Annotated in this window: 11 protein-coding genes and 2 pseudogenes; 10 read left to right on the top strand and 3 right to left on the bottom strand. The window is 69.0% G+C overall.

The genetic code is table 11. The annotated features are described in order from the left end of the window. Window positions 1-215: 215 nt before the first annotated feature. Complete coding sequence (locus OG730_RS10610; RefSeq protein WP_327304018.1) at window positions 216-1,109, bottom strand: LysR family transcriptional regulator; 894 nt, start codon at window positions 1,107-1,109, stop codon at window positions 216-218. 131 nt (window positions 1,110-1,240) lie between these two features. Between OG730_RS10610 and OG730_RS10605 the strand changes: the two genes are divergently transcribed. The 7 genes from OG730_RS10605 (at window position 1,241) to OG730_RS10570 (ending at window position 10,375) form a co-directional block, all read left to right on the top strand. After that, on the top strand, window positions 1,241-2,824 hold the full coding sequence (locus OG730_RS10605; protein ID WP_327304017.1) for an ABC transporter substrate-binding protein: 1,584 nt from the start codon (window positions 1,241-1,243) through the stop codon (window positions 2,822-2,824). Beyond that, complete coding sequence (locus OG730_RS10600; RefSeq protein ID WP_327304016.1) at window positions 2,824-3,840, top strand: ABC transporter permease; 1,017 nt, start codon at window positions 2,824-2,826, stop codon at window positions 3,838-3,840. The genes OG730_RS10605 and OG730_RS10600 overlap by 1 nt, the downstream gene beginning before the upstream one ends. Beyond that, window positions 3,837-5,813 (top strand): dipeptide/oligopeptide/nickel ABC transporter permease/ATP-binding protein, encoded by a 1,977-nt coding sequence (locus OG730_RS10595; RefSeq protein WP_327304015.1) that lies wholly within the window; start codon window positions 3,837-3,839, stop codon window positions 5,811-5,813. The genes OG730_RS10600 and OG730_RS10595 overlap by 4 nt, the downstream gene beginning before the upstream one ends. Beyond that, window positions 5,810-6,604 carry an ABC transporter ATP-binding protein gene (locus OG730_RS10590; protein ID WP_327304014.1) on the top strand — a complete coding sequence of 265 codons (795 nt, stop codon included), beginning with the start codon at window positions 5,810-5,812 and terminating at the stop codon, window positions 6,602-6,604. Before OG730_RS10595 ends, OG730_RS10590 begins: the two co-directional genes overlap by 4 nt. Next, complete coding sequence (locus OG730_RS10585; RefSeq protein WP_327304013.1) at window positions 6,601-7,506, top strand: carbon-nitrogen hydrolase family protein; 906 nt, start codon at window positions 6,601-6,603, stop codon at window positions 7,504-7,506. Before OG730_RS10590 ends, OG730_RS10585 begins: the two co-directional genes overlap by 4 nt. Window positions 7,507-7,736: 230 nt before the next feature. After that, window positions 7,737-9,134: an aspartate aminotransferase family protein gene (locus tag OG730_RS10580; protein ID WP_327304012.1), complete on the top strand. Its 1,398-nt coding sequence runs from the start codon at window positions 7,737-7,739 to the stop codon at window positions 9,132-9,134. Window positions 9,135-9,652: 518 nt separating this feature from the next. Beyond that, window positions 9,653-10,375 (top strand): hypothetical protein, encoded by a 723-nt coding sequence (locus OG730_RS10570; RefSeq protein ID WP_327304011.1) that lies wholly within the window; start codon window positions 9,653-9,655, stop codon window positions 10,373-10,375. Between the two features lie 153 nt (window positions 10,376-10,528). Here OG730_RS10570 and OG730_RS10565 read toward each other — a convergent pair whose 3' ends face one another. Both OG730_RS10565 and OG730_RS10560 read right to left on the bottom strand, forming a co-directional pair. Beyond that, window positions 10,529-11,614: a DNA alkylation repair protein gene (locus OG730_RS10565; RefSeq protein WP_327304010.1), complete on the bottom strand. Its 1,086-nt coding sequence runs from the start codon at window positions 11,612-11,614 to the stop codon at window positions 10,529-10,531. Window positions 11,615-11,640: 26 nt separating this feature from the next. After that, window positions 11,641-11,934: a hypothetical protein gene (locus OG730_RS10560; protein ID WP_327304009.1), complete on the bottom strand. Its 294-nt coding sequence runs from the start codon at window positions 11,932-11,934 to the stop codon at window positions 11,641-11,643. A gap of 103 nt (window positions 11,935-12,037) precedes the next feature. Between OG730_RS10560 and OG730_RS10555 the strand changes: the two genes are divergently transcribed. The 3 genes and pseudogenes from OG730_RS10555 to OG730_RS10545 all read left to right on the top strand — a co-directional run. After that, complete coding sequence (locus tag OG730_RS10555) at window positions 12,038-12,592, top strand: ABATE domain-containing protein (RefSeq protein WP_327304008.1); 555 nt, start codon at window positions 12,038-12,040, stop codon at window positions 12,590-12,592. 27 nt (window positions 12,593-12,619) lie between these two features. Next, window positions 12,620-13,040 (top strand): annotated as a pseudogene (locus OG730_RS10550) (IS982 family transposase); the annotation flags it as partial. Continuing rightward, window positions 13,032-13,262, top strand: a pseudogene (locus OG730_RS10545) (hypothetical protein); the annotation flags it as partial. The pseudogenes OG730_RS10550 and OG730_RS10545, both read left to right, overlap by 9 nt. Window positions 13,263-13,272: the final 10 nt, after the last annotated feature.

Here is a 13,272-nt window from a genome sequence, read left to right as displayed (position 1 = left end):
CGACGACCGGTGATGGTGCACCCACCTGCTCGATACCACGGACCAGCGCGTGCCGGTATCCGTGGATCAGGTCGAGCGATGGGTCTGCGAACAGCGCGCCGTGCTCCGGTCCGGCCGTCGCCCTCTGTCGCGGGGCCGGCTGGACCGGACACCGTCCTGAGCCGACCATGCCTCCTGAACAACTTTCGCACCAGAACGGCCCAATGCCGGCAGGTTCAGCTCCCCGCTGCCTGCGGCCCGTACTGCTCGACGCAGAAGCGGGCCAGGCCGGTGGCGAAGGACTCGATGGTGCGCAGCGCGTAGTGGCCGGCGTCCCAGGCCGCGTGCAGGCGGATCTGCAGGGGCTCCCCGTGTTTGTCGAGGATGAGCAGTGGGTGCAGCCCGAAGCGGGGGTCGTCGGAGACGACGGCGATGCCGTGGCCGGAGGCGGTCATCGCCTGGGCGACCTGCGGGGTGTCGCACTCCAGGACGATGTCGAGGGAACTGCCCGCTTCCTGTACCGCCTGGTCCAGGATGCGGCGGGTGCCGTGCGCGAGGGTGAGGACGATCAGCGGCTCACTGGTCAGTTCCTGGATGGTGACCCGGTCCCGGTCTGTCCAGGGGTGTGAGGGCGGCACGTAGGCCCACAGCGGCAGCCGGGCTACGGGCAACCCGGCGTAGCGGCGGCGCGGCGGGGCTGAGGAGATCGCCACGTCGGCGCCCCGGGTGAGGGCCTGGTAGGCGTGTACCGGGTTCTCCGCCTGCACCGTGACCAGCGGATCTTCTGGGCCCCAGGTGGCGAGGAAGGGGGCGATGACATCGGTGATGGTGGTGGCGGGGGCTGCCACGGTGATCCGCATCGCCCGCCCGGACGACAGGGAGCTCGCGGCGGCGAGGGCGGTGTCGGCACGGGTTACCAGGTCCCGGGCGAGGGGCAGGAATCGGCGGCCGGCCGCCGTGAGTTCCATCCGTTTGCCCGTGCGGTCGAACAGTGTCACCCCGAGGGACGTCTCGAGTCCGCGCAGTTGGCGGGAGAGCGAGGGCTGGGCGATATGGACTTCGGCTGCTGCTTTGGTCACCGAGCCGCTCTCGACGACCGCCAGGAAATAGCGCAGCACCCTCAGCTCCACAGCGAACCTCCAACCCATGCCTGACAGGCATGCAAGTCAATCCCAACAAGTATTTGAGGTTATAGCTCACCGGACCCACTGTTGTCCCACCTGAACAGCTGGCGAATGTGCCTTCCTCAAGGAGCGAACTCATGGCCACGTCCCGAAGAACACAGGTCGCCGCCACGCTGGTGGCCTGCGGTCTGCTCGCCTCTGCCTGTAGCGGTACGGACAGCGGCGCAGACAGCGGCAGCGGGCAGATCCTCAACGTGGCAACCACCGCCGAGGTGACGACCTGGAACCCGGTGAAGTCCTTCTCGACCGAGGTCTACTACCTCAGCAACGTCTACGAGCCGCTGCTGTGGATGAACCCTCCCGGCTCGAAGGAACGCTTCCGACCCGCCCTCGCCGAGCGCTGGACGTCCTCCGCCGACGCCAAGACGTGGACCTTCCATCTGCGCGAAGGGGTCACCTTCCACGACGGCGAGCCGATGAACGCCGCGGCGGTCAAGGCGTCTCTGGAAGCCTCCGCCAAGGACGGCGGCGCAGCCTTCATCTGGTCGGCGCTGGAGACCATCGAGACACCGGACGAGCACACGGTCGTGCTCAAGCTGAAGAGCGGCGCCCCGGTCGACATGATCGCCTCGTCCATGTACGGGGCGTGGATCGTCAGCCCCAAGGCCCTGGCCGGCGGCGAAGACTACTTCGCCAAGGGCGTTGACGCAGGTACCGGCCCGTACCGGGTCTCGGAGTACCAGGCCAAGAAGAGGGTCGTACTCAAGGCGTACGACAAGTACTGGGGCGGCTGGAAGGGCGAGCACTACCGCACGGTCGTCGCCAGGATCACCGCCGAGCCGACCGCGCAGCAGCAGATGCTCGAGTCCGGCCAGGTCGACTACGCAGCCTCGCTGCCACTGGAGAACGTCGCCCGGTTCAAGACGGACAAGCGCTACACCGTCACCGAGTGTCCCACCTTCCTGAGCCACACGGCCTTCTTCAACACCGCCAAGGGCCCGCTGAAGGACGTGAAGGTACGTCGGGCGCTGGCGCAGGCCATCCCGTACGACGACATCGTCAAGGTGGGAACCGAAGGCTTCGGCTCCCGCGCCCGCGGCGCCGTACCGGCCGGCGTCTTCCCTCACGACGAGCAGCTGCCGCAGACGCCGTATGACCTGGAGGCCGCCCGCCGGCTGCTCACGGAGGCCGGATACGAGGGCGGCAAGGGTCTGAAGCTGACCCTCAGCTACGCGGCTGAGAACGCGCAGCAGGCCAAGTACGCCCCGCTGATCAAGGACTCCTTCGCCAAGGTCGGTGTGTCGGTCGAGCTGCAGCCGATCCTGTTCAACCAGCAGTGGGAGAAGGCCAAGGCGGACCCGGCCAAGGCGCAGGACATCTTCCTGCTGATGTACTGGCCGACCTATTCCGACGCGGGCTCGGACAACCTCGTCTCGCTCTTCCGCAGCAGCGACAAGCCGTTCTTCAACCTCAGCTACTGGAAGGACGCCACGTACGACCAGCTCGTCGACGAGGCCGGTACCCACACCGCCACCGACCAGAACAAGGCCGCCGCTCTGTACGGCCAGGCGCAGCGCCGGTTGCTGGAGCAGGCGCCCGGCGCGTCCCTCTACGACATGCGCACCCCGGTCGTGATGAACAGCGAGGTCAAGGGCTTCGCCTGCAACCCGAACTACTCCTTCTCCATCCCCTTCCACCAGCTGCGCCGCGGGGCAAGCTGATGCCACGCTTCCTGCTGCGCCGGCTGCGCGGCTCCCTGCTCGTCCTGCTCGGGGTCAGCGTGATCACCTTCGTGCTGGCCCGGGTGATCCCCTCCAACCCCGCCCTCACCTACGTCGGTGCCAAGGCGACGCCGGAGGAAGTGGAACGGGTCAGGCACGCGCTGGGCCTGGACGATCCGCTGCCGCTGCAGTACCTGTCGTATCTGCTCAATGTGCTGACCGGGGACTGGGGCACCTCCATCGCCACCAAGCAGCCGGTCCTCGGCGAACTCGGCGACCGGCTGCCCGCCACCCTGGAACTTGTCGGCGCCGCCATGGCGGTGGCGCTGGTGCTGGGCATCACGCTCGGCTGCATAGCCGCGGTGCGGCCCGGCAGGCTGATCGACCAGGCGGTGCGGCTGCTGTCCATCGCGGGCGTATCGGTGCCCGCCTTCTGGCTCGGGCTGCTGCTCCAGCTGCTGGTCTTCGGCCGCCTGGGACTGCTGCCGCCCACCGGGCGCATGGACAGCGACCTGGAGTTCACCGCGCCGATCCACTCGATCACCGGACTGAACACGGTGGACGCGCTCCTGACCGGCAACGGGGTGGCGCTGGCCAGCGCCTCGGCGCACTTGATCCTGCCGGCCCTCACCCTGGCCGCCTACCCGCTCGGCGTCGTGGCCCGGATGACCCGCACCAGCATGCTGGAGGCGCTCCAGCAAGACCACATCCGCGTCGGCCGCGCCTACGGCGTACCCGAACGCACCCTCGTCTGGCGCGTCGCCCTGCGCAACGCCCTGCCACCCACCATCACGGTGCTCGGCCTGACCGCCGCCTACGCCCTGACCGGCGCGTTCTTCGTCGAAGTGGTCTTCGACTGGCCGGGCCTCGGCCAGTACGCCGCCTCCGGCCTGCTGAGCCTGGACTACCCGGCGGTCATGGGCGTCACCCTCATCAGCGCCGTCGCCTACGTCCTCGTCAACCTCGCGGTGGACCTCTTCCACGCGCGCCTCGACCCGCGAGTGAGGCCGGCATGAGCCACAGTCCGCAGACCATCCCTCCGTGCGGCGCCCGCTTCACCGCCCTGCTCCGCGACCCGCTCGCCGTCCTGGGCCTGGTGCTGCTCGTGGCCTTGGTCGCCGCCGCCCTGCTCAGCCCCTGGCTCGCCCCGCACCCTGATCAGGGCGCCGGAGCGGCCGAGGTCGCCGCCCGCCACCTGCCACCCGGCACCGGCCACCTGCTCGGCACCGACAACCTTGGCCGAGATGTACTCAGCCGCATCATCTACGGCGCCCGGCCGGCGCTGACCGTACCGCTCCTTGTGGTCGGGCTCGCCGTGCTGGTGGGCATACCGCTGGGGCTGATCGCAGGCTTCCGCGGCGGGCGCGTCAGCGAAGCGATCATGCGGCTGTGCGACATGTTCCTGGCCTTCCCGCCATTGCTGCTCGCCATGGCCATCGTGGCCACCCTCGGCCCCGGCCTGGAGCACGCCGCCCTCGCGCTGGCCATCGCCTGGTGGCCCTGGTACGCCCGGCTGGTCCAGGGCCTCACCGCATCCATGCGTGAGCGGCCCTTCGTCGAGGGAGCGCGCGCCCTGGGGCTCAAGGACCGAGTCGTCATGGTCCGCCATATTCTGCGCAACACCGTCTCGCCGATCCTGGTCCAGGCAACCGTCGACATCGGCACGGTGATCCTGGCCGCCGGATCACTGGCCTTCCTCGGCCTGGGCACCCGCCCGCCGTCCGCGGACTGGGGCCTGATGGTGGCCGAGGCCCGCGGCGACCTCCAGACCCACTGGTGGGCGGCGCTCTTCCCGGGCCTGGCGATCCTCCTCACCGTGCTGGCCTTCAACCTCCTCGGCGACGCTCTGCGTGACGTCTTCGACCCGCGCACGGAAGGCCGCTCCGCCACCGCACGACGCGGCCTGCGCACCTTGGCCGGGCAGGCCGCTGCTCTGCTGCGACGCCGGCCGGACGGGAAGGCCACCGACGCGGTGAGCCTCTCACATGCCACTCAGGGCGAGACCGCCTCCGGCCTGATCCATCAGCCCGCAGGCGACCGGGCTGCGCCCCTGCTGGAGATCTCCCGGCTGCGCGTCACCATCGGCGACGCCGCCGTCGTACGCGAGGTATCCCTCCACGTGCACGCCGGCGAGGTAGTGGGGGTGGTCGGCGAGAGCGGCTGCGGCAAATCCCTGACCGCCCTCAGCGTCCTTGGCATGCTGCCCGCAGGAGCCAAAACCTCCGGCGCCATCCAGCTCCAGGGCCAAGACCTGCAGGCTGCGGGCTTCCACACGATCCGCGGACGAAGAGTGGCCATGGTCTTCCAGAACCCCGCCACCTCTTTCGACCCCGTCACCCCGCTCGGCCGCCAACTCGCCCGGCTGGTCCGCCTCCACCAAGGCGGCAACCGGGCCGAAGCGGCCGAAAAGGTGAGCACCGCGCTGACGGAAGTGGGCCTGGACTGCGAGCGTGTCACACGCTCCTACCCCCATCAGCTCTCCGGCGGCATGCTGCAGCGCGTCATGATCGCCGCCGCTCTGCTGTGCCGGCCCGATCTGCTCATCGCCGACGAACCGACCACCGCCCTGGACGTCACCGTGGCCAAGGAGATCCGCCTGCTGCTGCGCCGTCTGCAGGCCGAGCACGGCTTCGGAGTCCTGTACATCACCCACAACCTGGGCGAGGTCCGCGAACTGTGCACCCGGATGTACGTGCTCTACGCCGGTCAGGTCGTCGAATCAGGCCCGGTAGCCGACGTACTGGACACCCCGGACCACCCCTACACCCGCGCCCTACTCGCCGCCCTCCCCGACCGGGCCACCCCCGGCCAAGCGCTGCCCGCCATCCCCGGCAGCGTGCCGGACCGCCCCGACCTCCTCACCGGCTGCCCCTTTGCCGACCGCTGTGCCCACACCACCGAGGCATGCGCCACCCCGCCGCCTCTGCACGCCGTCGCAGCGCGGGCCAGCGCCTGCCACCTCACCCAACCGAAGGGAGTCCCGGCGTGATCCTCGACGTACAGCAGCTCGTCAAGACCTTCGGCTCGCACACCGCCGTCGCCGGCGTCGACCTCACCATCGCCGCAGGCGAAGTACACGCACTGGTGGGCGAGTCGGGGTCGGGAAAGACCACCCTCGCGCGCTGCGTGCTCGGCCTGATCCAGCCCACCTCCGGCACCGTCCACATCGCGGGCCGCCCGCTCACCGGGCTGCGCCGCAAGGAGCTGCGCCGGCTGCGCCACCAGGTACAGATCGTCTTCCAGAACCCCTACGCGGCCCTCAACCCCCGGATGACCGTACGACAGCTCATCGCCGAACCACTGCGCGAAGCCGGCCGCCCCGTCACCGACGCCACCGCGGAACTCGCCCGCGTGGGCCTGCCCGCGACCGTCCTGCCCCGCTACCCGCACCAGCTCTCCGGCGGCCAGTGCCAGCGCGTCGCCATCGCCCGCGCCCTCGCCGTCGGGCCCTCACTGCTGGTCCTTGACGAACCCACCTCGGCCCTCGACGTGTCCGTCCAGGCCCAGATCCTCAACCTGCTGCTCGACCTGCGCGAGCACAGCGACCTCGCATTCCTCCTCATCACCCACGACCTGGGCGTGGTCCGGCACATCGCCGACCGGGTCAGCGTCATGCTGCACGGCAAACTCGTCGAGACCGGGCCCACCGCCCAGGTCCTGGACTCCCCCCAGCACACCTACACCCGCCGGCTGCTCGACGCCGTCCCCGGCCTCCACCCGCCGGACGTCACCCCGCCGCGCACACCCGCCGCCGCCACCGCACAAGGAGCCGCCCAGTGAGCCGAATCCTCGGCGTCGCCCTCGCCCAGGTCGCACCCGTGACCGGCGACCCCCAGGCCACATTCGCGAAGTTCAGCCGCGAGGTGCGCTCCCTCAAAGCCCTCTCCCCTTCCATCGACCTGGTGGTCTTCCCCGAGCTGTACCTGAGCGCCTTCGGCAGCTTCGACGCCCACCACCCGGCCGGCTACCTCGAACGCCTCGCCGAACCGATCCCGGGCCCCACGACCGACGCGGTGTGCCAGCTCGCGGCCGACACCGGGCTGTGGATCGTCCCCGGCAGCATCCCGGAGCGGTCGTCCAAGGGCGTCCACAACACGGCCCTCGCCATCTCGCCGCAGGGTGAAGTGGTGGCCTCGTACCGCAAGATCTTCCCCTGGATGCCGTACGAGACCTCCGTGCCCGGCGACACCTACGTCACCTTCGACATCCCCGAGGTAGGCCGCTTCGGGCTGGCGATCTGCTACGACGGCTGGGTCCCGGAGATTCCCCGCACCCTCGCCTGGATGGGCGCGGAGGTCATCATCCAGCCCACCTACACCCGCACATCCGACCGCGAGCAAGAACTCGTCCTCGCCCGCGCCAACGCCATCACGAACCAGGTGTACGTCCTCAACCCGAACATCGGCGGCCTCTTCGGCACGGGCCGCAGCATCGCCACCGACCCCGAAGGCCGGGTTCTGGCCCAGGGCGGCGCTGGCGAGGAGTTCCTCACCCTCCATCTCGACCTCGACCTCGTGGCCACCACTCGGGAACAGGGCACTCTCGGCCTGAACCCCCTGTGGAAGCAACTGCGTGACGCCCCGCCCCCCTTCCCTCCCGCCACCGACGGCTACGACAAGGGCCAGGTCATGTCGGGCCTCGGCCCGCTGCATCCCGCCCGCGCCGGGTCGCCGGGAGCTTAAGACGCCCAGCCGGGCAGCGGTCGCGACCGCTGCCCGGTGCTGATGCCCCGGCTCCGCAAACGGCGCCGGGGTTTGCGCCGCCCCTCCTCGCGGGGCCGTGCTCAGATACCGCTCCAGCGGTCAGCATCTGAGCACAGTGCGGCAGCCCTTTTGCACCTGACACCTACTCGCCCCCAAGCGGCCTCCCGGCTCCCCCTCACGCGCCCGCCGACCTTCCCCGGAGAACACCCATGCCCGACCAGCCCGCCACCACACACCGGGCCAACCGGCTGCAGGCAGCAGCCGGCGAACACCTGCTCCTGCACTTCGGCCAACACGCGAACCTGCGCAGCGGCCAGGGAATTTTTCTGCCCGACCGGGCCGAAGGCGTCTACGTCTACGACACGACAGGAAGCCGCTACATCGACGGCCTGTCCGCACTGTTCTGCGCACAGCTCGGCTACTCCTACGGCCCCGAGTTCGCCAAGACGGCCGAACAGCAACTCAACCGCCTGCCGTTCAGCACCCTGTGGAACACCGCACACCCTCCCGCCATCGAGCTGGCCGAACGACTCGCCACTTTGGCACCCGACGGCATCAACCGCGTGTTCTTCACCTCCGGCGGATCGGAGTCGGTGGAGTCCGCGTGGAAGCTCGCCCGCATGTACCACGTCGCCCAAGGCCAGCCCCAGCGCACCAAAGCCATCGCCCGCCGCACCGCCTACCACGGCGTGACCATGGGCGCCCTCGCACTCACGGGAATCCCGGCACTCAAGGTACCGTTCGGCGCGCCAGCCTTCGAGGTCATCCACGCACCCAACACCAACCGCTACCGCACCACCGACACTGACGAGAACGCCTTCACCCGGCGGATCCTGGCCGAGACCGAAGCCGCCGTACTGGAGGCCGGCCCGGAGAACGTGGCCATGCTCATCGCCGAACCCGTACAGAACTCCGGAGGCTGCTTCACGCCTCCGGCGGGCTACTGGGCGGGGCTGCGGGCGATGGCGGACCGGTACGGCTTCCTCCTGGTCGCCGACGAGGTCATCACCGGTTTCGGCCGCATCGGCGAATACTTCGCCGTGAGCAAGTACGGTGCGATCCCCGACATGATCACCACAGCCAAGGGCATCGCCTCGTCCTACGCCACGCTCGGCGCCGTCCTGGTATCCGACAAGGTCTCCGCGCCCTTCTTCAACGACGGCGTGACCCTCCTGCACGGGCTGACCTTCGCCGGGCATCCGGTCGCCGCCGCCACCGCCCTGACCAACCTCGACATCTTCGAACGAGACGGCGTCCTGGACAACGTCCGAGGACTGACCGGCCACCTCCACAAGCGGCTCGCCGAACTGACCGAACTGAGCATCGTGGGCGACGTACGCGGCGACGGCTTCTTCTGGGCCATCGAACTCGTCGCCGGAGCAGACGGCCGACGCTTCACCACTGAACGCAAGAACGAACTCGTCAAGCAGTTCCTTCCCGCACGCATGCGCGGCCTCGGACTCCTGGCCCGCGCGGACGACCGCGGCGACCCGGTCGTGCAGATCGCACCACCCCTGATCTCCACCCGCGAAGAACTCGACCACATCGTCGATCTCCTCGGGCAGGCCCTCACTGATGCGGACCGCTATTTCCTCCACGCCCGCTGACCATCCGAGCCACCCGGCATCGAAGGGGGTACCGCCGGGGAGCTTGGCCCGCTTGGCGGCCGCCGCCTCGGGATCGGTGGGGCCGTGTCTTGTCGAAGCCGGCGGTCAGCGCGTCCAGGTTGTAGCGCTCGATCTGCCGCTGCGCGGAAACGCCACGCTTGCCGACCCACTCACGGATCGCTCGCAGGATGCCAGCGGTCAGAAGGACGGAGCCACCACTACTGGAGCCGTCACCGGGCGGGTAGTCGGTGTCGTTGCCAACCATGACGCAGGAAGGGCATTTGGAATGCCAAACTGCGCGATTCTCGGCTGCGCGATGCCCCAGCTGCCCTTCGGACGTGCGTCAGAGGTCGCACGTAGCGCCCGTCATGCACATAATGCACATTGATCTTGTGTCCGTTTCGCGACCCTTGCGCCGCTGACCTACGGTTTTCTTCGGCATGTTTTATGTAGATCTGTTTCTTGTGACGCTTCGGAGCAGGGCTCTCCGCCTGCTCCAAGGCCTGTGCGCGGAAGCGGTGAAGCGTGGTTACGCGGTGCGCGGGCACCCGATGGACGAGAACTACCGCAGCCGGGCCTACGGGTACGGCGGCACGTACATCCCCTCTCGTCCCTCCCGCCGTGAGGGCGAGCTGGACCTGGTCGTCGGCGACTTCACGTACACGGTGAGCATCAAGCAGGAGTTCCCGCTGTCCGAGGATCCGGACCGGGCGCAGAGTTTGATGGTCGAGCTTCCGTACAGTCGATCGGGCCGTCAGGGAAAGTGGGCCGACCGGAAGCGGTGGAGGCTGGAGGACGTCCTTGGTGCGGTCCTGCGCGAGGTGGAAGTCCGCTCGCGGGAAGACGCTCAACGCCGGATCGACGAGGAGCGGGCCGAGGAGGACCGGAAGCTCCGGTGGCAGGCGGCGATGGACTCGGCGCGGGAGCAGGCGATTCAGGCCCAGCTGGTCACTGTCCTGCGTGAGCAGGCGAAAGGCTGGCACCAGGCGAGCACGCTGAGCCAGTACTGCGATGCAATGGAGCGCCGGCTGGCCGCGTCAGACGATTCGGCAGCCCCGGAAGCGGTCTCCACCCGGCAGTGGTTGGAGTGGGCCCGCGCCTACGTAGGATCCCTGGACCCGCTGCGGGAGCTGCCCGGGATGCCGGTGACGCGTGCTCCCGAGCCTGAGGAACTGAAGCCATATCTCAGCGGCTGGAGTCCGCGTGGCTCGGAAGAGCATGGCTACTCCTGGCGCAGGTGATCAAATAGCACCCTGGCGCCGGGCCATGGGGTGGCTGCGGCTCCGTTGCCTGGCAGTGCCGCAGTCCACGGAGCAAGACCCAGTTTGTCCGTCTACCTGGATCCTGCGCTGTCCGCTCTCACGCCACCGAAGCGGGATGCGAGGCGGTTGCCCTCAGCAGTGCAGCGTGAACGAGGCTACCCCGGGGGATCGGCCGTTGACCTGGAGCTGCACCAGATGGACACCCGGGTGGTAGCGCCGCGTGCTGATCGGCTTGAAGGAATGTCTGCGCGTCGCGCGCCACGTCTGGCCGGGAGCCAGGGTCCGCGTGGTGAGTTTGAAGACCTTGGGGGTGCGGGTCCCGTTGGCCTTCATGTGGTGGATGACGTAGTCGACGACGAGGTGAGCGGTCTGATCGTGCGTGTTGGTCACCGAGTAGTCGAACAGCAGGTAGTCGCCGACCTGAATCTCTGAGGCGTGGAGGTGCGGGCCCTCGACGGCGACAGGGCTGTCCGGGGAGTGGCCGAGCAGCGTAAGGGCGCCGGCGTGGCCGGACTTGATCAGGGTGCGCAGGCCGTGCCGTACCAACCGGGTCGTCGTCGGTGCCGGGTCGCTCAGCCAGCGCGCCGCGACACCGGCGGCGATGTCGGGGTGGTCACGGCTGATGTCGTTGAGGTGGTTGGCCACTGATCTGCGGACGTACTCGGAGTCATCCCGGTACAGCGCGTCGAGCAGGGGCAGTGCGGGTGTCGGATCCGCGATCAGCTCCGGAAGCTGGGGCGCCCAGGGCAGTCTTGGCCGCGTGCCCTCACTGGCCAGTCGGCGGACGTGGAGGTCGGGATGCGCGGTCCACGGCGTCATGACCCGGAGCGCGCGTTCCAGGTCGGCACGGAGGAAGGGTCGGACGGCGATCTCCGCGGTCAGGCGCGGGGTGAGTTCGGCAAGCAGGGCGAGCGCCGGTTCGAAGGCGTCCCGGCCCCGTACGGCGACGGCCTCGGTGACGGGGAAGATCATCCATCCGGTGAAATCGCTGTCCCTCAGTGCGGCGCGCAACACGTTCGCGAAGGCCGGGTAGTCCGCCGGAAGATCAGCCAGGACGGCATTTCTGATCAGGGCGACACGCTCGGTGAAGCTCAGCCCGTCCAGGGCGGCGCCGCACCCCCGGGTCTCCTGCGCCGTGATCCCGTCACCGGCTCGCGTGAGGCATCGGGCGAGGTCGGCGGCGGTGTCCGCGCTGAGTAGTTCGTCTGCCGAGGGCACAGCGTCACTCTCCTTGATGTCGGGGGCTACGCGGTGTGCAGTACCTGAGCGTGCCGCATCTCGTGCACTGTGCCGATCCGGCTGAAGAAGCCCTGTGCCCGGGGGTCGCTCGGCATCTCCTTGGCCGCGCGCTCGGCGACGGCGGCGGACGACCAGATGATGAAGTCCAGGACGGTGCCGTCGTCGAACTGGGCGAGGTGGGCGCCTTGAAAGCCGTCGCCGTACTGCTCCTTGAGCAGTTCGACGAGCTGCTCTCGGTGGGCGGTGAGGGCGGCGGGGTCGTCGGTGTCGAACCTGACGTACTCGATGGTTGCACTCATGGCATCACCCTTCGTCGACCACATGACTCACGGATTTGGTTGATCAAAGCCATGAGCTGAAGTTATCACGGGTTCGCTGACCTGAATCCAGTAGATTGAGAGCATGACCATCCGGGACCTGCAGGAAATGCCGTGGATCGGCGAGGACCCGGTCCTCGACCTGGCCAACACCGTCGTCGTCGGCGCAGGCCCGGGGCGCGGTGATGTCGACTTCCTCGCGGATCGGGAACTCACCAGGCGATGGCGCGCCCGCGCCGCGGACCGCAGATTGGCCGCCCTTTCCTTGGATGAGCTGGAGCGGCTGCGTGGGCTGGTCCGCGACGCGCTGGACGCGACGGCCGGACAGCGGCCGCTCACCGACAGCCTGCGGACCCGCCTGAACGAACTCGCCTTGTCCGCCCCCGTTGTCTTCCGGATGACCGGCGACGGCCTGCTCGCACAGCAGGAACAGGGTGGCGGCGCCGATGCCGTCGTCGCCCGCGAGACGCTCGTCCTGGCCGCGGGTCCAGACCGTCAGCGGGTGCGGCGCTGCCACGCCCCCAGTTGCGGCATGTTCTTCCTGGCCAGGCGCCGTGACCAGGCATGGTGTTCCCTCGGCTGCGGCAACCGGGCGAGGTCCACCCGGCGCCAGCCACGAGAAACGGGAACCCACAGCTGATATGCCAAGGGAACCCAAAGTCGGGTTGTGACACCAGACTTGGACTCCCTTGCGACCGCACTCTATGCGGAGACCGACGACCTGCTGAAGGGTTCGCCGCAGCTTGCTCCGTGGCGGCCGGCGGTGGGTATCGCCCCGAAGCTCACCGACGCCGAGCCGGTCACGCTCGCGATGATGCAGGCCATGCTCTGCTTCACCCCCGAGGCCCGGTGGCTCCGCCATGCCCGCTCCCACCTGCGGCATCTCTTCCCGTACCTGCCGAAGCAGGCCGGCTACAACAAGCGTCTGCGCAGGCGGCCGAGCTGCTCCGCCGGGTCACCGGCTCCTGGCCACCGAGACCACCGTGTGGAGCGGCGACGTGTGGATCGTGGACTCCACGCCGGTGGAGTGTGGCCGTTCACGCGAGACCGTCAAACGCTCCGACCTGGCCGGATGGGCCGTACGGGGCGACCTGCGGGCCGCCGGTGACGCCATCAGGCTCGCGCGCGGCACGCTCCGTACGATCAAGGCAAACCTGTTCTGGGCGTTCGCCTACAACGTGGCGGCACTGCCGCTGGCCGCCCTGGGCATGCTCAACCCGATGATCGCCGGCGCAGCCATGGCCTCCTTGTCCGTATACGTCGTCACCAACAGCCTGCGGCTGCGTCGCTTCCAGCCGCTGCATCGCTGACCCGCGGGTT

The sequence above is a fragment of the Streptomyces sp. NBC_01298 genome (assembly GCF_035978755.1).
Classification (GTDB): domain Bacteria; phylum Actinomycetota; class Actinomycetes; order Streptomycetales; family Streptomycetaceae; genus Streptomyces.
This window is presented reverse-complemented; position numbering and strand designations above follow the sequence as displayed.